The sequence below is a fragment of the Mycobacterium sp. NGS68 genome, assembly GCF_059812195.1.
Map to the genome: position 1 here is coordinate 33,182 of NZ_JCALCE010000010.1, position 18,225 is coordinate 51,406.

Here is an 18,225-nt window from a genome sequence, read left to right on the forward strand (position 1 = left end):
CGAGTGTGCACAAATTCCCGTCAGCGCGGTGTGCCGCCATAGATCTGCGCACGCTCTCGGGCACGCGACGGGGCTAGGCGCCCACCGAGTCTGCTACCGCAACCAGCAAGTCATCGAGCCGCCGCGCGAGGTTCCACCCCAGGTACACCGCGAAGTGGATGACCAGCTCCTCCAGCTCGGGCCGGCTCAGGTCGCCGAGGGCGAGGGCCGCCCGCAGGTGCTCGGTGACTTCTTCGTCAACCGCGTCCGACGCGGCGCCGCAGATGCTGATGATGCGTCGGTCGCGACGGGTCAGATGCCTTTGACGGCTCCATACTTCGCCGTAAAGGTAGTCGAGGCGGGCCCGGCCCTGGAACGCGGTGGCGGGTCGCGGGGCAGGGGCGCCGTGAATCTGTTCGTAGGCGGCGACGCCGCGCTCCCGCCGCGCTCCGTCCTCGACCGGCTCGGCCCACAGCTCGAAGTCGTTCGGCTGCACCGTTTCTCCGCTTTCCTCGGAGATCTTGTACAGGGCCATCATGCCGTACATCTGCATGTTGGACGCCTTTGGCCAACCGGCCTGCGTCCCGAAGTGCAGGACGAACTCGTCGAACTCCGGATACGTGACGTCCCCGCTCTTCAGGGCCGCGTAGACGTGCGTCTCGATCGGGGTGATCGCCCCCGCGGCACCCACGCAGGTGAGGGTGATCCAGCGCCGGTCGCGGGGGGTGAGGACGCCGCGGCGCCACATCTCCCCGAAGACGTATCCGATGACTCCGGACTCCAGGTATGCCCCGGCCGGTTCCGGGCTCGCCGAGCGCATGATGTGCTCGTACTCGGCCCGCGCGACCTGCCGCCGCTCTTCACGACTTGTCCACTCGGACATCAGAGCCGCATGATCCAGCCGCCGTCGACCGAGATCGTCTGGCCGTTGATCCATTCCCCGGCCGGCGAACACAGCAGCAGCATCGTTCCGATCAGGTCCGCGGGCGGCCCGGAGGTCTTGCCGGGTATCCGGGCGCCGAGCATGTCGCGGACCGGCGAATCCTTCGGCAGGCTCACGTAGGCGCTGTCGTTGTCCACCAAACCAGGGGCGATCCCGTTGACGTTGATGTGCCGATGCCCCAGCTCGGTCGCCAGGTTGCAGGTCAGGCCGTGCAAGGCATATTTGGACAGGCCGTAGATGCCGCCGGCCATGAACGCGCCGGCCGACAGGCCGTTCACGATCCGCCCGCCGCCGCGCTCGGTCATCGACTCGATCACCGCCTGGGTGCACAGCAACGGGCCGCGCAGGTTCACGTTCAGCACTCGATCCCAGTCCGGCACCGGCATGTTCGACAGCCCGTATGGCGGCAGGTCGGTCATCACCGCCGCATTGTTGATGAGGATGTCGATCCCGCCGAACGCCGCGATTGTGGCTGACGCCATCTGGGCGGCCGACTCCGCCGACGTGACGTCCAGGTGCACTGCAATGGCCTGAAAGCCGTTGCTCGTCAGCGCATCCGCGGTCTTCTGTGCCGCTTCCAGGTTGAGGTCGGCAATCACCACTGAGGCACCGGCCTCGCACAGCGCCTGTGCGTACACCTCGCCGATGCCGCCGGCGCCGCCGGTGATCACCGCGACCTTCCTGGTGAGGTCGAAGAGTTCCTTCACGTCCATCCGAGCCATTAAGGCACCCCTTGACCAATGAAGTCAAGTGCCTTAGTAATAAGTAATCTGTCTTAATCGAAGGGCCATGCGATGACCATCGACCTAGAAGTTCCCGTCGTGCATCTGCACATCGGGGGCGAGGCGCGCACGAGCGGCTCCGGTGGTGTGCACCAGCACGTGTATCCGGCGACCGGCGAGGTTCAGGGGCAGGTGCCGCTGGCCGGGCCCGACGACGTCGACGCCGCGGTGCGGGCCGCACAGTGCGCGTACGCCGCGTGGCGCACCTGGCGGCCGGCGGAGCGCGCGCGGGTCCTTCGCCGGCTCGGCGAACTGATGGAGCGTGACACCGCCGAGATCGCGCGGCTGTCCGTGCTCGACAACGGAATGTCGGCGGGCATGAGCCGACCGCTCGTCGGCATCATGGCGAATTGGACGTCCTACTACGCCGGTTGGGCCGACAAGGTCGAAGGTCGCGTCACCTCGTTTCCCGCCAATCAACGGGAGCTGGCCTACTCGATGCCCGAACCATACGGCGTCGTCGGGATCATCCTCACCTGGAACGGCCCGGTCGTCTCGATCGGCATGAAGCTGATCCCGGCGCTGGCCGCCGGAAACACGGTCGTGCTCAAGCCATCCGAGTTGACGCCGTATGCGACCGAGCACCTGATGGGCCTGGTGCGGGAAGCGGGCATTCCGGACGGCGTCGTCAACCTGGTGCTCGGCGGGCCGGCGACGGGTGACGCCCTGGTGCGCCATCCGCTCGTGCAGAAGGTCAGCTTCACCGGCGGACCGGCGACGGCGCGCAAGATCCTCGCCGGCTGTGCCGAGTCGCTCAAACCCGCGGTGTTAGAACTCGGCGGCAAGTCCGCCAACGTGCTGTTCCCCGACGCCGACCTGGACACCGCCGTCGCTGTCAACGCCTTCAGCGTCCTCGGCACCCTGGCCGGACAGGGATGCGCGATCCCGTCCCGGATGATCGTGCACCACGATATCTACGACGACGTCGTAACCCGGGTCCTCGCAATCGTTTCCGGCATGAAGTGCGGTGACCCGTTCGACCCGGCGACGGTCATCAGCCCCGTGGTGACCCGCCAGGCCCAGGAGCGGATCCTGGCCATGATCGAGCGAGCCCAGCACGACGGGGCGAAGCTGCTCGCCGGGGGTCGCGCCCCGAGCCATCTGCCCGACGGCTTCTTTGTCGAACCGACCGTGTTCGGGGACGTCGATCCGGCCTCCGAACTCGGTCAGACCGAGGTGTTCGGCCCCGTGCTCTCGCTGATGCGGTTCGAGACCGAAGAGCAGGCGATCGAGATGGCGAACTCGACGGAATACGGGCTCGCGGCTTACGTCTACACCAAGGACGTCGACCGAGTGCACCGGATGGTGACGGCGCTGCGCGCGGGCGGGGTATACGTGAACGGCGCGAGCCCCGTCGTCGGCTGCGAACTGGCCTTCGGCGGCGTCGGCATCTCCGGGTTCGGCCGGGAAGGCGGCGAGGAAGGGCTTTTCGAGTTCCTGCGCACCAAGGCGGTGGGTATCGGATGACCAAGCCGCACAGCCTCAATGGCGCCGTCGCGGTGCTGACCGGCGCGGGCAGCGGGATCGGCCGCGCGACCGCGGTCGCGTTCGCGCAACGGGGCGCCTCCGTCGTCGTCAGCGACCTGTCGCCGGAGCGGGTCGCCGAGGTCGTCGAGCAGATCACCGGGCTCGGGTCGCCGGTGATCGGACTCCCCGTCGACGTGACCGTCGAAGCGGATCTGGAGCAGCTCCGCGACGCCGCGCTGCGACGCTTCGGCCGTATCGACGTCGTGATGAATAACGTTGGCGTACTTGCCATCGGCGCGCCCGAAACGCTGCCCCTCGAGGCCTGGGCCCGCACCATCGACGTCAACCTCTTCAGCGTCGCGCGCAGCAACCGGGTCTTCCTGCCCGGGTTGATCGCCCAGGGCAGCGGCCACGTGATCAACACGGCCTCCGCCTCCGGACTGCTGAGCTATGGGTTCGACCGGCTTCCCTACGTCGCGTCCAAGCACGCGATCGTCGGGCTATCCGAGGCGCTGGCAACCTACCTAGGTCCGAAAGGCATTGGAGTTACCTGTCTTTGCCCATCCGGGGTGATCACGAACATTCTCGAGGGCGTAACGGTGTACGGCGAGTCCGGCGTGACGCCGCGCGCTCCGGCGCACCCGATCGTCGCGGCCGAATACGTCGCGAACCAGACCGCCGACGCGGTCGAGGCGGGCCGGTTCCTGGTCCTGACCGCCCCCGAGGTTCGTGAGGAACTTCGGGAGCGCGCCAACGACATCGAGGCGTACCTCCGGGCGGCGATCGAGGCGCAGCGATGACCGTGCTGCGCGTCGGGTTCGTGGGTCTCGGGTCCCAGGGCGGCCCGATGGCCCGCAGGATCATTGAGGACGGTTTCCCGACGACGCTGTGGGCGCGCAGGCCCGCGGCCCTCGAACCGTACGACGGCGCCGGTGCCAATTACGCTGCGGATCGCCGGGCACTCGGTGCCGCCTCGGATGTGCTGTGCCTCTGCGTAATTGGCGACGCCGACGTCGACGAGGTGCTGCGCGGCGACGACGGCGCGCTGGCCGGGATGGCGGCGGGCGGGATCGTCGTGATCCACAGCACCGTGCACCCCGACACCTGCCGGCGGCTGCAGGCCGACTTTCCACATCTGCATGTGGTCGATGCACCGGTCTCCGGTGGGGGACACCGGGCCGCCGCCAAGGAGCTGTTGGTCATGGTCGGCGGCGACGAAGAGGTGGTCCGCCGGTGCCGCCCGGTGCTTGAGACGTTCGCGAATCCCCTTGTCCACCTTGGTGGACTGGGCGCCGGTCAGGCTGCGAAGCTGCTGAACAACGCGCTGTTCAGCGCCCAGCTCGGACTGGCCGCGAGCGCGTTCTCGGTAGCCGACAAGCTCGGTGTGGACAAAGACGCGCTGAGCGCGGTCCTCTCGCACGGGAGCGGTCGCAGCTACGCGGCCGAAGTGGTCGCCGGCTCGGGACACACGCTTTCGGTGATGGCGCAGCTCGCCGGTGCGCTGCTGGCTAAGGACGTCGACATCCTCGCCGACGCGGTCGGGCCCGAAGCTCCGGAGGTGGTCCGGGTAGCCAAGTACACCATCGACGCGATGAATCTCGACAATCGGGCGAGCACCGATGCGCAATGATCTGACGGTGAGCACGATGCAGGGGCCTCCTGCGGCGACCGCCCTGCAACTGCTGCTGGCGGCCGAGCGACTCTTCGCCGAACACGGCCTCGCCGGCGTCTCGCTGCGGCAGATATCGGTCGAGGCGGGATCGTCGAACAACTCGGCGATCCGGTACCACTTCGGATCCAAGGACGATCTGCTCCGTGCGATCTTCGCGTATCGGCTCAGCGATTTGATGCAGCGCCGCGCCCTTTTGCGGGCTCGCGCGCACCCCGACGATCTTCGGGCGCAACTGGAGGCGCATGTTCTTCCGCTGATCGAGTTGGCGGAGTCACCGGACAGCTCTTACGTGTCGTTCATCGAGCAACTGCAGCGCTCCGGCCAGGCTGACGTCTTCCTGGACCAATCCGACGCAGTGAAGTCTCAACAAGACTTCGCTTCGGGAATGCGGCGGTTGCTGCCGCAGATTCCGGAGCCGGCGCGCACGATGCGCATCCAGCAAGCCCAGGACCTCGCAGTACACCTCGCCGCCGAGCGCGAGCGGGCGATTCGACGCAAGGACACGGTCGCCCCTTTCGCCCTGTTCGTCAGCGCCGTGGTGGATGGGCTTGCCGGATTCCTCGCGGCCCCGGCATCCGGGGAGACCGAACGGCTGATCGACCGCGGGGGCTCGGCGCCCACACCGTAGCCGCCGGCTAAGAGTCCTGATCGCCGTCCCACAGCCGCAGCGGATGCAGGCCGTCGACCGCGCCGACGAACGGGGGGTGGATGCTGTAGCCCAGCATGCGGCGGATGTCGTCGGAGACCGCGCGGGCGATGTCGCGCGATATCGACAACGTGAACGCCTCCATTGGCCGCAGCCAGGGCTGGCAGTACTGGGCGGTGACGGCCAGACGCTCGCCGGCGGTGGTGTTGGCGCCGCCGCCGTGCCACAGGGTGCCCACGAAGAACACGCACGAGCCGGCGGGCATCACGACCGGAAGCTCCCGGTCCTCGGGACCCGGCCGGCGCGCGCCCCAGCGGTGGCTGCCGGGGATGACCACCGTGGCGCCGTTGTCCGCGGTGAACTCGTCGATCGCCCAGATCGTCGCCGCCGCCAACGGCTCCCGTGGCCGCGGAATCGGATAGAAGCCGTCGTCGTGGTGAGCCAGCTGCGCGGCCTCTCCCGGCTGGATGTTGATGGCCTGCAGCGCGGAAAGCAGGTAGTTGGGCATCAGCAGCCGGTCGAGCAACGCCAGCACCCGCGGGTGGTCGACGAGTCGGTCGCACACGCGGGTCCTGCTCAGCACGCTGTAGATGCGCTGGGTGCGCTTCCCCTCGAAGGTGTTGCGTCCGGTATGCCCCAACCATGGCCGGACCGTCTCACGGATTTCCCGGCAGTGGTCGGCGCTGAGCAGGTTCTCCCAGATGACGTAGCCGTCCCGGTCGAGAGCGGCCAGGTCGGCCTCGACGATCGCGCTGTCGACCGCGCTTCCGCCCGTTGGCGTCCGCCTGTAGCGCTGCGCCAGATCGCCCCGGAGATCCTCCAGGGTCGTGACGGACTCCTCGTCGACGCTCATCGCTACCCACCCTAGGCCTCTACCGCCACGGCGGAGAGTAGCCGGGCGGCGGCCGGGTCAGGCCCGCCGGCTGGAACTGGCCGAACGTGCCGACCTGCAGGTCACCGCTCATCAGCGCGCGGTGCTGCAGTTCGGCCCGCGCCGCCACTTGCGCGTCGGCCTGGCGACGGCGTTCGGCTTGCCGTTGACTCTGCCGCGTGGCCAGCACGACGCCCCAGACGACCAGCCCGATGACCGCCAGCGGCAGCGTGACCCGCCACAGCGCGATCCCCATCAGCACGCCGAAGAGACTGCCGAACACGACCAGCACCGGATGCGCGGCCGCGAAGCCTTGCACGCCGGGCGCGCCTGGATACACCACGCGGACCCGGCGGTGATCGACCAACGCGACGATCAGCCAGACCGGCAGCCACCAACCGCACGTCACCAGCGTCAGGATCAGGTGCACCGCATGGTTGGGCCCCGACGAGACCGCATAGACCGGCGGGGGCGGGTACGGCACCGGCGCGGACCTGTGTTCGGTCCACCGGACGCCATCCCAGTAGCGCATGCCGGCCGCACCCGACGGTTCGGGGAACCAGCCTGGCGGAGGGTATGTACTCATGCATGCGGACGCTAGCGGAGACGTACGACAAGTCGCGGCCGACGGCTTGACAAGCCGCTCCGCCGGAATCAGCATCAGGCAGACGACCACCTGTGGAATTCCGTGAACGCGGCGGCGGGGAATGGGTAAAGCCAATGCGAAAGGCCTTGGGAAAGGCGACCGCCGTTGGGACTGTCCTTCTTGCACTCGTTACGGCCTGCTCGCGCGGGCAGGCGGCGCAGACGGCGGTGAGCGACACCGGACGGCCGGCGCAGGCGCCGGTCGCGGCCCCCACGCCGTACTTCCAAGCGCCCGCCAAGCTGCCGGATGTGGCCAGCGGCCCTGAATTCGCCCCGGTCTCGAAGCTGATCAACGACGCGGTCGCGGCCGAAAGGCTGCCGGGCGCCGTGGTCGTGGTGGGGCACGGCGGCAACATCGTGTTCCATCAGGCTTACGGCTTGCGCAAGCATGCGGGCGAACCCGGGCTGGACGGATCGCCCGCACCCGCAGAGCCGATGACCGAGGAAACGATCTTCGACCTGGCGTCGCTGACGAAGAGCCTGGCAACTGCGACTTCCGTCATGCAGCTCTACGAACAGGGCAAGGTCAGGTTCGACGACCCGGTGCAGCAGTACCTGCCCGACTTCAACACCGCGAACGACCCACAACGGGCGCGGGTCTCCGTGCGCATGCTGCTCACACATACGTCCGGCGAACGGGGCGACGTCGAACTCAAAGACCCATGGGGGTTGGGCAAACCCGACAAGGCGGAAGGCATTCACCGGGCGCTGACCACGCCGCTGGAGTCGGGTCCCGGCGACGGGTTCCGCTACTCGGACATCAATTTCCTGCTGCTTGGCGCGCTGGTCGAAAAAGTCACCGGCGAGGAGCTGGACGTGTACGTGCGCCGGCACGTATTCGAGCCGCTGGGCATGACGGAGACCCAGTTCCTTCCCGTCGCCAAGGCCTGTGGTCCGCATACGACGAGGGGAACCGCGATCGCGTGGGCTCCTGCGGCGCAGGTGCCCGTTACCTGTCCGGCGGGCACGTGGAGCGTCGGCCTCCTGCCGCGCATCGCGCCGACGGCCCGCGACGAGGAGAGCAGAGCCGACCCGGGCAAGAATCCCGATCTCGACCGGCTGCTTCGCGGCACCGTGCACGACATGACGGCGCGGCGCATGGGGGGAGTGGCCGGGCACGCCGGCGTGTTCTCGACGGCCCACGATGTGAGCATCTTCGCCCAGGTCCTGCTCGACAGGCTGGCGGGCCGTCCGAGCAACTTTCCGCTGGCGCAGGCCACGCTGGAGTTGATGACCAGCCCGCAGCAGCCCGGACATACGCCTCGACAACTCGACGCGGCGAACACCGCCACCCGAGACGCCGTCGCAAAGCGGCCGAATGCCGCCTATCCGCTGCTCGCCCCGCGCTATCCGGCCATTCCGGGACAAAACCTGCGTGGCTTCGGCTGGGATATCGACACGCCCCTGTCCGGGCCGCGAGGCATGATTTTTCCCGTCGGCAGCTTCGGCCACACCGGCTTTACCGGAACGTCGATTTGGATCGACCCCGCCTCCGATACCTACGTCGTGCTGCTGGCGAACTCGATCCATACGCGAGGCAGCGCGCCGATCTCGGATCTGCGCGGCGCGGTCGCGACGGCGACGGCCCGCGCGCTGGGTCTTTAAGGCCGCTCGAAGTGCTGGTAGTCCGGAGTCTTCCAGGCGCCTCCCCATTGCCAGCCGCGATCGGTGAAGGCGCGCTCGGCCGGGTCACCTGCGTGTAGGACGCCCGGGTCGGTGCGGCTGCGGTCCAGGTAGGCCGCCGCGTTCTGCGGTTCGAAATACCCGCCCACATAGAGGCACGGGTTGAGCAGCGTATTGATGTCGATGGCCCGACCGTAGGCGTGCGGGGACCACTCGTCGGATCCCGGGATGCGTCGGCAGTTGAACGCCGACGTGTTGTTGTCCTCCATGGACAACTCGTCGTCGGCGTCCGCGTAGTTGTCGACCGTGCGGATCTTTTCGACCGGATAGCGCAGTCGGACAAGCTGCTCGAAGATCGCGATGACGTCGGGCACCAGTTCCTCGTGCACGACCAGGTCACCGCGGTGGGTTTGGCCGTCGAAGCCGACGTAGTCGACGGTGACCCGGCGCAGCTGTGCCGGTTCGACGGGACAGCCCGGCCGCCAGGTCGTGCCGAGTTCGGCGGCGGTGATCGGCGCGACGGTCGCACCGGCGCGCACCGACGGCGACGGTGACGGCGATGTGGCCGGTGCGGCCGGGGCGGCCGGGGCGGCCGGGGACGGCGATACCGGCGATGACGAGGTGGCGGCGTGCGGCGGCGGCGAGGCCGCGCACTGCACCAGCACGGGGCCGAGGGTGAGCATCCCCGCGAGCACTGCACAGCGCCGCTTGACGGACGTGGTCACGATCCACCGCCCGCACTGGACGTCACATGCAGGGCATCCGGTCCGCGCAGCGTGGTGCCGACCTGGCTGGTGATTCGGGATGCCTGCGCCCGGTCGGGATCCAATGCGAGGCAAGGCATTCGGTCGAGCAGTGCGCGCAGAGCGACCAGCACTTCGGTGTTCGCCAGCCAGTTGCCGATGCAGCTGTGCGGTCCCTGGCCGAACGTGACCGGAGGCATGACGTTGCGGGTGATATCGAATTCGTCGGGCCGCGGGTAGACGGCCGGGTCGCGATGAGCGGCGTTGATAGCAAAGATCATCGGAGTCAGCGCGGGGATTTCGATTCCGTGCCACACGGTCTCGACCGGGCACACGCGCGGCAGCAGACCGACCGCGGGTTCCCACCGCGCCGCCTCCCACACCGCGGGCTGCAGGTAGCGGTCGGGATCGCCGCGCAGCAGTTCGAGTTGCCCGGGATGGTTCAGCAACGCCGACAGCACGTTGCCCAGGGCGTACGTCGTGGTGTCGGCGCCGAGCGGGAAGAGCATCCGCAGAAACGTGAGAACGGCCTCGTCGTCCAGCTTTTCGCCGTCGTCGGTGGTTTCGGTGACCAGCATGGAGATGATGTCCCCGCCCGGTATCCGACGGCGTGCCGCGATCAGCGGCGTGACGTACGCGGTGAACTCCGCGGCGCTGTCGATCGCCGGCTTCGGATCGAACGCATACTCGATCATCGCCTTGGCCCACAACTGAATTCGAGCCTCGTCGTCGGTCGGGAGGCCCAGCAGCCGGCTGATCGTCAACAGCGAGACCCGGTGGGTGAACTCGGCGACCAACTCGGCGGACCCGCGGTCGGCGAACCGGTCGATGAGCTCGTGCACGATCGGTCCGATCACCGAGTCGGCGTATGCCTGCATTCGTGCACGTCGCAGCGGGGCCGACACGAGGCTGCGACTGGCGCGGTGTTGCGCTCCGGACATGCTGAGCACGCTTTTGCCGAATACCGGCTCCGTGGTCATCGCGTAGACCGGCGCGGCCGGAAACGTCGCCTCGTCGCGGAACGCGGCGCGAACCAGTTCGTCGGTCAGCAGCAGCACGGCCCGGGTCCCGGCGAACGGCACGATCGCGAAAGGTCTACACGCGCGCAGGCGCGCGAGCTCCGCGTGCAGGTCCGGATGATCGTCGAACGCGAAGTCGACCCCGGTCACGTCCAACGTGCCAAGAGCCGTCACACGAAGGCATCTTACGGAGCACGCAACTTTCCCTATTCCGAATCGCCGCCGTAAACTCCCTACACCGGCCCGAGGGAGTGTAGAGCAGTGCGAGTGCGCATTCTTATCCTGGTAGTCGCGGTCCTGGCAGCGATAGTCGCTGTGGGCTTTATCGTCGAGCACGCCGAGCGAAGCGAACCCCGACACCAGGTGCACCATCCCTACCGCGACTGCAACGAGGCCCACGCCGACGGTCGGTACAACATCCCGCGGGGTGACCCCGCCTACCGCGCCGCGCTGGACCCGGACAACGACGGCATCGCCTGCGAGGGATAGTCAGGCGGGCTCGATCAGCAGCGTCGGTACGCCGCAGGTGCCATCCTTGACGCTGATCACGCGCGTGCCTGGACGTCGTCCCGGGCGCACCTCGGAGACGTCGACGCCTGCGTCCGCGAGTCGGTTGCGGGCGGCCTCGGCGTTGCGCACGCGCCAGGAGAGGCCCCAGAGTTCGTCTGTTCCCGTCGGCAGTTGCGGGTCGCTCAGGGGCTGCGCGAGTTCCACGGTGACCCCGCCCACGCGCAGGAAAACCAGCCTCATGCCCCAGTCGGGGAAGGCGCGGTCGAGCGCGAGCCGCAAGCCGAGGCCGTCGCGGTAGAGCGCGATCGCGGCGTCCGCGTCGGACGTCTGCACCACCGCGTGGTCGATGCCGGTGACGACCGCCTCGTCGGGGCCGACGGGAACGGCCTCGCGAAGGCGATTCGGCGACTCGTGCTGGATCGCGATCATCAGCACGCCGCGGGTATGCGTCCGCGGCAGCAGCACGCTGCGCCAGCGTCGCACCAGCCCGGTGTCGGTGTCGCGGCCCAGACCCTCGGACACCGGCGGCGGCGCTAGCCCGTTGGCGGCCAGGCGCGCATGCGCAGCATCCAGATCGGCGGTGGCGAACGCGAACCCGATCGGGCCGTCGCCGCGTTGGTCCAGGTGTGCCGCGATCGTGCGGCCCAGCGGGCCCTCGCCGCGCGCGGTGATCAGCTCGACGTACGTGTTGTCCAGCCGGAACAGCGCATTCGCCGTGCCCCAGCCCGGATGATCACCGCGCCACGAGGGCCGCCGGGCCAATAGCGTGGCGTAGCGTCGGGTGGCGTCGTCGAGGTCGCGCACGGCGACAATCACATGGTCGAGCGCGTCGAACACGCATCCAGCATGCACGGCGGCGCGCGCCGGGTTCCACCCGCTCGGCCGTCGGGCGTCTATCACTTGATAGAAACACTTGATAGATTTCGTCGGTGGCCCTGCACATCGCCGATTTGGTCGAGCACGCCGTGGATGTCGTCCCGGGGAACACGGCACTGATCGTGAACGAGGAGTCGCTGACTTATCGAGAACTCGAGGAGGCCGCCAATCGGATCGCGCACCACCTCCGCGACCAGGGGATCGGGCCCGGGGCGCACGTCGGCCTGTTCTCCAGGAACACGATCGAACATGTCGTTGTCATGTTGGCTGTCTTCAAGATTCGGGCCACACCGATTAATCTGAACTATCGCTACACGGCTGCCGAACTCGCCTATGTGGCAGACAGCGGTGACCTCGACGCAATCTTCTTCGAGCGCGGCTTCGAAGCCACGGTTGCGGCCGCGGTCTCGAACATTCCGCGGGTCAGGCACTTCCTGGTCGCCGAGGACGGCACTCCACCGACAGGGCAGCTCGACGCAATCGAGTACACCCAAGCGCTGGCAGCCGGCTCCGCGCGCCGCGACTTCGGGCCGCGGTCGGCCGATGACATCTACATCCTCTTCACCGGCGGGACGACCGGATATCCGAAGGGTGTCGTCTGGCGGCACGAGGACATCTGGCGCGTTTTGGGCGGCGGAATCGACTTCGTGTCCGGCGAACGGCTCGGTGAATTCGACCAAGCGGGACGGGCACGATCCGGCCCACCGATGATGACGTTGCCCCTGAGCCCGCTCAGTCACGGCGCGGCGGTCTGGGCCACGTTGATGCACCTGTTCGCCGGTCACGCCACGATCCTGCTGAACAAATTCGACCCCGTTGCGGCCTGGGAAACCATCGACCGGCACAAGGTGCAAATCCTGTTCATGACGGGAGACGCCATGGGGCGGCCGCTCATTGAGACTTACAGTGCCCGGGGCTTCGATGGTTCCTCGCTGGTGGCGGTGGCCAGCAGCGCCGCGGTGTTCAGCGAGACGGTCAAACGCAAGTGGATGTCGACCTTTCCCGATGTGGTGTTCACGGACTCGATAGGCGCGACCGAGGTGGGTTCGTCGGGCGTCGGACTCCTCACCGAAGACAACATCAGTGGTGAAGGGCCGGTGGTAGCTCTTGCGCCCGGCACCATCCTCGTCGACGACGACAACAACATCATCGATCCGAACGAGCTGGATGCGAGCGTCGGGCGGATCGTCCGCACGGGTCGCGCGGGACACGTGCCGCTGGGCTATTACGGCGACGAAGAGAAGTCCAAGGCGACATTCTTCGATGTCGACGGGCTCCGGTATGCGATCACGGGAGACTATGCGCGCGTGGAGGAGGGCCGTCGGCTGACGCTGCTCGGCCGCGGATCAGGGTGCATCAACACCGGCGGAGAGAAGGTGTTTCCCGAGCAGGTCGAGATCACGCTCAAAGGCCATCCGGACGTGTATGACGCATTGGTCGTGGGCATTCCCGACGAGCGGTGGGGCAACCGGGTGAGCGCGGTGATCCAACCACGCGCCGGTACCCGCCCGACCATCGCATCGATCCAGGAATACGTTCGAGAACACCTCGCCGGTTTCAAGGTTCCGCGGTCCATCACGCTCGTCGACGAGATTCCTCGCCACGTCACCGGCAAGGCGAATTATCCACTGGCCAAACAGATCATGCTGGAATCCCTGGCGCGCGGCGTCGAAAGTCCGCTCGGATGAGCCCGGCGCCGGCGGCACAGCGGCCCGCGGTGGTCGGCGCCGCTCCGGAGCTGCGGGTCAGCGATGACGAGTTGCGGCTACCGACCGAACGGCGACTCGTCCTGGCCGCCGAGCGTCTGTTTGCAGAGCGGGGTGTGGACGCGGTGTCCCTGCGCGCGATCAATGCCGCGGCGGGCACCAACGTCGCGTCGCTGCACTACTATTTCGGTTCCAAGGAGGCGCTGCTCGAGGTGGTGATCCGCGAGCGGAGTCAGGAAGTTTTCCGACGGCGTGCGGCGCGGCTGGATCGGCTGGAAGCCGCAAAGCGAGTGACTGCGCGACGACTTGCGGAAGCATTCGTGATGCCCGTGGCGGAGACGGCCAACTCAGGGGGTGAGGCGTGGGTGCGCTTCATCGCCGGACTCATCGCCAGCGGTCACCCGGCGCTAAGCAAAGTGACTCAAGGGTTTTTCGGTCAGGCCCGACGCTTTCAGGCCCTGCTCAGCAGGGTCCATCCCGACTGGAGTGACGCCACCGTCCTCTTCCGCCTGTCGCAAGCGATGTACCTCACTTTCCGGGTCCTGGGCGACGTGCGCGGTGTGCGGTCAACCTTGTCGGCGGCCGGCGCGCCCATGACGAGTGATGAAATCGTAGATCAGCTACTGGATTTGGTGACAGCGCAGTTGAGTGGCTCAGGTAAGGGGAGTGGTAAGTGACCGATCAGCACCTCATTTTCGACCGCGACGGCGCCGTCGTCGTGCTGACGATGAACAACCCGCGCCGCAAGAATGCACTGACGCCCGAGATGATCACGTTGATGGCGCAGGCGTGGGACGAGATCGATGCCGACGACGGCATCCGCGTTGCGATCCTCACCGGTTACGGCGACTCCTACTGCGTCGGCGGTGATCTCGCCGACGGCTGGATGGTCAAGGGTGCCGAGGGCAAGTCGAAGCCGCGGGGATCGGTGATCACCGACGGCCTGCTGCTGAGCCGCAGCTTGACGAAGCCGCTGATCGCCGCCGTCAACGGCCCGTGTCTGGGCGGTGGGTGTGAAATGCTGCAGCAGACCGATATTCGCGTCGCCGAGGAGCACGCGGTATTTGGGTTGCCGGAAGCCAAGTTCGGCCTGATCGCCGGCGCCGGTTCCACGGTGCGGCTCAAGCGGCAGATCCCCTATACCAAGGCGATGGAGATGATACTGACCGGCGAGCCGCTGACCGCCGCCGAGGCGTACCACTTCGGGTTGGTCGGACATGTTGTGCCGAAAGGCGATTCGCTGAATAAGGCCCGTGAAATCGCGTCCCGCGTGGCGGCGAACGGCCCGCTGGCGGTGCGCAACGCGAAGGCTTCGATCCTGGCCAGCGGTTGGCTCGACGAAGCCGAAGCGCGGATGATCGAGCAACGCTTTGTCGTCGAGGTGATGACGTCGCAGGACGCCAAGGAGGGTTTGGCCGCGTTCGTCGCCAAGCGGGATCCCCGGTTCACCGGGAAGTAGCAGGGCCCGGCGCCGACGTCGTTGAGTCTGCGTTGAGCGTGGTGGCTACTCGGTCTTTTGCGCGGTGGCCGCAGAGTCAGCGACGTCATTGGCGTGGGCAGAGCCAGCGCCTCACAGATCCACGATGGTGCCGGCCGCCGGGTCGACGTTCCCGTCGAGCAATTCAAGGTATGCCCGGCGGATGTCATCCTCGGTCGAGATCCGTTCCACGCGAAGCCAATCCGATGCCCACTGAGCGAACGGCGTCCATGCTTCGGCGACGTTCTGGTCGAGTTTCGCCGTGCCCCAGTCCGCGCCGCGCTTCTTGATGCGGTCGGGGGCAAAGAAGAAGACGGGCTTCGGCCCCTCGAGCCGTCCACTGTCGTGGGCCATTTCGGTCCAGTGGGTCATGCCGACCGCGGCGCTGTGCGCAAGGCGGTCGCCGTAGCGGGCGTGCACGGCGGTGCGGACCGCGCCGTCGCCGGAGATGTCGACGTAGACGGCGGAGTCACCGGGCAACCCGGAGATGTCGTCGTAGCGGTGAACCGAATCGTAAACGCCCAGACCTCTGACGAACTCGGTGTTACCCGCCGACGTCAGGCCCAGGACTTCGATGCCGTCGCGCTTGGCCAGCAGGTAGGCGGCGATGATCGCCGTCTTCGACGACGCACTCGAGATCACGATCGTGTCCGCACCGAAAAAGCCTTCGTCGGCAACGAAGTCGTCGATCAGGAACGACGTGAAGAACAGCGGGAAGAACAGGATGTGCTCGGCCTCGCGGTCGGCCGAGTAGACCGGATCGGTGTCGACGTCACGGTAGCCCTGGTAGGCCGAGGGCAGTGAAAGCCGGTGCGGGGCGGCGTCGATGAAGCCCTTCTCGTTGACGCGGTCGGGGACCACCAGCAGGTGACTCCCGCACGGCAGGTAGCCGTAGACGCGCATCCCCTGCGCAAGATCCGGGTGCCGCGATTCCTCGACGTGGGCATAACCCCACACGTTGAGCTTTCCCCAGTCGGGCTCGGACGCCGGGAAGAAGTTCCAGTACTGCATCGCCTCACCGAACACCGCGTAGGTGATGTTGTTCGACGTCAGCCCGAAGGACTCGACGCGCAGCAGTGCCTCCCCGTCGGCCGGTGACGGCGCACCGCCACTCACGAAGCGAGTCCGGTGCAGGTCTTTGCGGTACAACTCGAAGTCCATACGGCGAGCCTAGGCCCTGATCGTCCGGCCGCCGCTCGCTCGCGCCAGACAAGGCATCTAGTCAACCGCCCATCATTGTTGTACCATCTGGTACATGTTTACTGAGACTGGCGTGGAGATCGACGCACCGGGGTCCCTGGTGTGGGACGTATTCTCCGACGTTGAGCGCTGGCCGGAATGGACCGCCTCGGTCACCCGACTGGTCGCGCTGGACGGACCCGGCCTGGACGTCGGCAAGCGCTTCGCGATCAAACAGCCCCGACTGCCGAAGCTCGTATGGGAGGTCACCGAGGTGGTGCCCGGCGTCTCGTGGACCTGGGCACAGCGCTCCCCGGGCGGCTCGACCACGGCCCATCACACGCTGACGCCGGTCGCCGACGATCGCACTCTCGTGCGCCAGGGACTCGACCAGCGCGGCCCGATCGGCGGACTCGTCGGCCGCCTCATGGTGCGCACCACGCGCCGCTATCTCGAGATGGAGGCCCAGGGCCTCAAGGGCCGCAGCGAGCAGTTGCGGCACTCACTTGGCCCGCACGCCTGACGTCAAGCGGCGCCGGGAACTCCTCGACGCACTGGTCGACGAATTCGCCGCCGGCGGCATCGGCGATCGCTCGCTGCGTGAGGTGGCGACGGCCGTCGGAACCAGCCATCGGATGCTGTTGCACCACTTCGCTTCTCGCAACGAGCTGCTGCTCGCCATCGTGGACGAGGTGGAACGCCGGCAGATGGCCATCCTGGACGACCTGCCCGACGAGCCTGCCGACAGTTTCACCGCGATGTGGGCCACCCTGTGCCCGCCCGAGATACGGCCCTTCGAGCGGCTTTTCTTCGAGTGCTACTCGCGAGGCGCGCAGGGCGAGGAGCCCTTCGCCCGCATGGTGCCCGGCGCCGTCGATGCCTGGTTGTCCGAGGCGGACAAGGCCGCCGGCGGCGCGACCGACCCGGCGCTGGTCCGCCTCGGCCTGGCCGTGACGCGCGGGCTGTTACTCGACCTGGTGGCCACCGACGACGACGCGGGCGTGACGACTGCAGCGCAGGCGTTCGCGGATCTGTTGCGGGGCACAAACGGCGGTCCTCCCGCGTTGCGTCAGGGGTGAAGATTCGCTTCGGGGTCGGGCTGGGTGCGGACACCGCGCCCGATCAGCTGGCCGGCATCGTCGATCGGTTGGAGTCCAGCGGGGTGGACTCGCTGTGGTTCTCCGAGCTGGTGTATTCCCCGGCGGTGGATCCCATGGTCGGCATGGCCTACGCGCTGGCGCGGACGACCCGGTTGAAGGTGGGCACGTCGGTGGCGGTGTTGCCCGGGCGGCATCCGGTGTTGGTAGCCAAGCAGCTGGCGTCGCTCGCGGCGCTCGCACCCAAGCGAGTGCTGCCCGCCTTCGGTTTACGCTCGGCGATTCCGGCTGAGCGTGAGGTGTTCGTGGTTCCCGACGGCCAGCGTGCCGCCGTGTTCGACGAGTCGCTGCGGGTGCTGCGCTCGGCTTTGGTCGACGACTCGGCGAGCCGTCCGCCGTTCAAGGGCAGGTTCTTCACGGTCATTGCGCCAGCAGTCGCGCCACGGCCGACGCCACCGCTGGATATCTGGCTGGGCGGTTCGTCGCCCGCGGCGTTTCGTCGCATCGGCACGCTGGCCGACGGCTGGCTGGGCAGTTTCCTCACCCCGGCCGAAGCGCGGGACGGGCGCGAGGCGATCGAACGGGCCGCGGCGCAGGCCGGGCGGCACATCGAGCCCGACCATTTCGGCATTTCGCTGGCCGTCAGCGACGGCGACCTGCCGGCGGAGCTGATCGCGGCGGTGAGGCGGCGTCGTCCAGACCTCGATCCCGGCGACCTGGTGGCCGCCGGCTGGGATCGGCTGCACCGTCAGCTCGACGCGTACCTGGATGCCGGACTGACGAAATTTGTCATCAGGCCGGTCGGTGGCGGATCGTTGGACGGCTTCATCGATCGTTTCGTTGACGAGCTCGTCGGTCGCCAGAACTGAGCACCCTCTGCGATGACGCCGCCTACTGCGGCTGAGGCGACGCGATGAAGTCCCGCCTCTGACCGGGTGTTCATTATGAGTCACATCGAGTAGTCGATTACGCGTGACGTCGCCGTGAACG

Annotated in this window: 20 protein-coding genes; 12 read left to right on the plus strand and 8 right to left on the minus strand. The window is 67.6% G+C overall.

The window, feature by feature from the left end:
• Positions 1–73: 73 nt before the first annotated feature.
• On the minus strand, positions 74–862 hold the full coding sequence (locus AC5Y5V_RS13080) for a carboxymuconolactone decarboxylase family protein (protein WP_499935445.1): 789 nt from the start codon (positions 860–862) through the stop codon (positions 74–76).
• The gene (locus tag AC5Y5V_RS13085; RefSeq protein WP_499935447.1) at positions 862–1,644 is read right to left on the minus strand and encodes an SDR family oxidoreductase; all 783 of its coding nucleotides are present in this window, start codon (positions 1,642–1,644) and stop codon (positions 862–864) included. Before AC5Y5V_RS13085 ends, AC5Y5V_RS13080 begins: the two co-directional genes overlap by 1 nt.
• 72 nt (positions 1,645–1,716) lie before the next feature.
• Between AC5Y5V_RS13085 and AC5Y5V_RS13090 the strand changes: the two genes are divergently transcribed.
• From AC5Y5V_RS13090 to AC5Y5V_RS13105, 4 genes are read left to right on the plus strand one after another with little or no spacing between them, the layout of a single operon-like run.
• Positions 1,717–3,171, plus strand: coding sequence for an aldehyde dehydrogenase family protein (locus AC5Y5V_RS13090; RefSeq protein WP_499935449.1), 1,455 nt, complete (start codon positions 1,717–1,719; stop codon positions 3,169–3,171).
• Entirely contained in the window at positions 3,168–3,971 is an 804-nt protein-coding gene (locus AC5Y5V_RS13095; protein WP_499935451.1) for an SDR family oxidoreductase, read from the plus strand. Before AC5Y5V_RS13090 ends, AC5Y5V_RS13095 begins: the two co-directional genes overlap by 4 nt.
• 5 nt (positions 3,972–3,976) lie before the next feature.
• Positions 3,977–4,801, plus strand: a complete 825-nt coding sequence (locus AC5Y5V_RS13100) for an NAD(P)-dependent oxidoreductase (RefSeq protein WP_499935851.1) — start codon at positions 3,977–3,979, stop codon at positions 4,799–4,801.
• Positions 4,802–4,817: 16 nt separating this feature from the next.
• The gene (locus AC5Y5V_RS13105) at positions 4,818–5,471 is read left to right on the plus strand and encodes a TetR/AcrR family transcriptional regulator (RefSeq protein WP_499935853.1); all 654 of its coding nucleotides are present in this window, start codon (positions 4,818–4,820) and stop codon (positions 5,469–5,471) included.
• Positions 5,472–5,478: 7 nt separating this feature from the next.
• On the opposite strand, the gene AC5Y5V_RS13110 is transcribed toward AC5Y5V_RS13105, so the two are convergent.
• Positions 5,479–6,342 (minus strand): phytanoyl-CoA dioxygenase family protein, encoded by an 864-nt coding sequence (locus AC5Y5V_RS13110; protein WP_499935455.1) that lies wholly within the window; start codon positions 6,340–6,342, stop codon positions 5,479–5,481.
• Between the two features lie 19 nt (positions 6,343–6,361).
• Complete coding sequence (locus AC5Y5V_RS13115) at positions 6,362–6,946, minus strand: DUF2510 domain-containing protein (RefSeq protein ID WP_499935458.1); 585 nt, start codon at positions 6,944–6,946, stop codon at positions 6,362–6,364.
• Between the two features lie 134 nt (positions 6,947–7,080).
• On the opposite strand from AC5Y5V_RS13115, the gene AC5Y5V_RS13120 reads away from it, so the two are divergent.
• Positions 7,081–8,610 carry a serine hydrolase domain-containing protein gene (locus AC5Y5V_RS13120; protein ID WP_499935856.1) on the plus strand — a complete coding sequence of 510 codons (1,530 nt, stop codon included), beginning with the start codon at positions 7,081–7,083 and terminating at the stop codon, positions 8,608–8,610.
• On the opposite strand, the gene AC5Y5V_RS13125 is transcribed toward AC5Y5V_RS13120, so the two are convergent.
• Positions 8,607–9,311: a M15 family metallopeptidase gene (locus tag AC5Y5V_RS13125; RefSeq protein WP_499935858.1), complete on the minus strand. Its 705-nt coding sequence runs from the start codon at positions 9,309–9,311 to the stop codon at positions 8,607–8,609. The two genes, AC5Y5V_RS13120 and AC5Y5V_RS13125, sit on opposite strands and share 4 nt — an antisense overlap.
• A 38-nt stretch (positions 9,312–9,349) precedes the next feature.
• Entirely contained in the window at positions 9,350–10,564 is a 1,215-nt protein-coding gene (locus AC5Y5V_RS13130) for a cytochrome P450 (RefSeq protein ID WP_499935461.1), read from the minus strand.
• Between the two features lie 141 nt (positions 10,565–10,705).
• Here AC5Y5V_RS13130 and AC5Y5V_RS13135 point away from each other — a divergent pair, with 141 nt between their 5' ends.
• The gene (locus AC5Y5V_RS13135; RefSeq protein WP_499935860.1) at positions 10,706–10,879 is read left to right on the plus strand and encodes an excalibur calcium-binding domain-containing protein; all 174 of its coding nucleotides are present in this window, start codon (positions 10,706–10,708) and stop codon (positions 10,877–10,879) included.
• Here AC5Y5V_RS13135 and AC5Y5V_RS13140 read toward each other — a convergent pair whose 3' ends face one another.
• Positions 10,880–11,737: a VOC family protein gene (locus AC5Y5V_RS13140; RefSeq protein WP_499935464.1), complete on the minus strand. Its 858-nt coding sequence runs from the start codon at positions 11,735–11,737 to the stop codon at positions 10,880–10,882.
• A gap of 92 nt (positions 11,738–11,829) precedes the next feature.
• On the opposite strand from AC5Y5V_RS13140, the gene AC5Y5V_RS13145 reads away from it, so the two are divergent.
• From AC5Y5V_RS13145 to AC5Y5V_RS13155, 3 genes are read left to right on the plus strand one after another with little or no spacing between them, the layout of a single operon-like run.
• A complete protein-coding gene (locus AC5Y5V_RS13145; RefSeq protein ID WP_499935467.1) occupies positions 11,830–13,464 on the plus strand; it encodes an acyl-CoA synthetase in 1,635 nt (544 codons plus the stop codon).
• Positions 13,461–14,159: a TetR/AcrR family transcriptional regulator gene (locus AC5Y5V_RS13150; RefSeq protein WP_499935470.1), complete on the plus strand. Its 699-nt coding sequence runs from the start codon at positions 13,461–13,463 to the stop codon at positions 14,157–14,159. The genes AC5Y5V_RS13145 and AC5Y5V_RS13150 overlap by 4 nt, the downstream gene beginning before the upstream one ends.
• Positions 14,156–14,941 (plus strand): enoyl-CoA hydratase-related protein, encoded by a 786-nt coding sequence (locus tag AC5Y5V_RS13155; RefSeq protein WP_499935474.1) that lies wholly within the window; start codon positions 14,156–14,158, stop codon positions 14,939–14,941. Before AC5Y5V_RS13150 ends, AC5Y5V_RS13155 begins: the two co-directional genes overlap by 4 nt.
• 111 nt (positions 14,942–15,052) lie before the next feature.
• Here the strand turns inward: AC5Y5V_RS13155 and AC5Y5V_RS13160 are convergent, their stop codons facing one another.
• On the minus strand, positions 15,053–16,120 hold the full coding sequence (locus AC5Y5V_RS13160) for a DUF2855 family protein (protein WP_499935476.1): 1,068 nt from the start codon (positions 16,118–16,120) through the stop codon (positions 15,053–15,055).
• Between the two features lie 94 nt (positions 16,121–16,214).
• Here AC5Y5V_RS13160 and AC5Y5V_RS13165 point away from each other — a divergent pair, with 94 nt between their 5' ends.
• From AC5Y5V_RS13165 to AC5Y5V_RS13175, 3 genes are read left to right on the plus strand one after another with little or no spacing between them, the layout of a single operon-like run.
• The gene (locus AC5Y5V_RS13165) at positions 16,215–16,661 is read left to right on the plus strand and encodes an SRPBCC family protein (RefSeq protein ID WP_499935483.1); all 447 of its coding nucleotides are present in this window, start codon (positions 16,215–16,217) and stop codon (positions 16,659–16,661) included.
• Positions 16,645–17,217 (plus strand): TetR/AcrR family transcriptional regulator, encoded by a 573-nt coding sequence (locus tag AC5Y5V_RS13170; RefSeq protein WP_499935487.1) that lies wholly within the window; start codon positions 16,645–16,647, stop codon positions 17,215–17,217. The genes AC5Y5V_RS13165 and AC5Y5V_RS13170 overlap by 17 nt, the downstream gene beginning before the upstream one ends.
• On the plus strand, positions 17,214–18,104 hold the full coding sequence (locus tag AC5Y5V_RS13175; protein WP_499935490.1) for a TIGR03854 family LLM class F420-dependent oxidoreductase: 891 nt from the start codon (positions 17,214–17,216) through the stop codon (positions 18,102–18,104). Before AC5Y5V_RS13170 ends, AC5Y5V_RS13175 begins: the two co-directional genes overlap by 4 nt.
• Positions 18,105–18,225: the final 121 nt, after the last annotated feature.

Coding starts and splice junctions, on each gene's coding strand:
- AC5Y5V_RS13095 (WP_499935451.1), top strand. CDS start 3,168: ATGACCAAGCCGCACAGCCTCAATGGCGCCGTCGCGGTGCTGACCGGC.
- AC5Y5V_RS13090 (WP_499935449.1), top strand. CDS start 1,717: ATGACCATCGACCTAGAAGTTCCCGTCGTGCATCTGCACATCGGGGGC.
- AC5Y5V_RS13110 (WP_499935455.1), bottom strand. CDS start 6,342: ATGAGCGTCGACGAGGAGTCCGTCACGACCCTGGAGGATCTCCGGGGC.
- AC5Y5V_RS13105 (WP_499935853.1), top strand. CDS start 4,818: ATGCAGGGGCCTCCTGCGGCGACCGCCCTGCAACTGCTGCTGGCGGCC.
- AC5Y5V_RS13120 (WP_499935856.1), top strand. CDS start 7,081: ATGCGAAAGGCCTTGGGAAAGGCGACCGCCGTTGGGACTGTCCTTCTT.
- AC5Y5V_RS13160 (WP_499935476.1), bottom strand. CDS start 16,120: ATGGACTTCGAGTTGTACCGCAAAGACCTGCACCGGACTCGCTTCGTG.
- AC5Y5V_RS13080 (WP_499935445.1), bottom strand. CDS start 862: ATGTCCGAGTGGACAAGTCGTGAAGAGCGGCGGCAGGTCGCGCGGGCC.
- AC5Y5V_RS13125 (WP_499935858.1), bottom strand. CDS start 9,311: ATGCTCACCCTCGGCCCCGTGCTGGTGCAGTGCGCGGCCTCGCCGCCG.
- AC5Y5V_RS13150 (WP_499935470.1), top strand. CDS start 13,461: ATGAGCCCGGCGCCGGCGGCACAGCGGCCCGCGGTGGTCGGCGCCGCT.
- AC5Y5V_RS13115 (WP_499935458.1), bottom strand. CDS start 6,946: ATGAGTACATACCCTCCGCCAGGCTGGTTCCCCGAACCGTCGGGTGCG.
- AC5Y5V_RS13165 (WP_499935483.1), top strand. CDS start 16,215: ATGTTTACTGAGACTGGCGTGGAGATCGACGCACCGGGGTCCCTGGTG.
- AC5Y5V_RS13085 (WP_499935447.1), bottom strand. CDS start 1,644: ATGGCTCGGATGGACGTGAAGGAACTCTTCGACCTCACCAGGAAGGTC.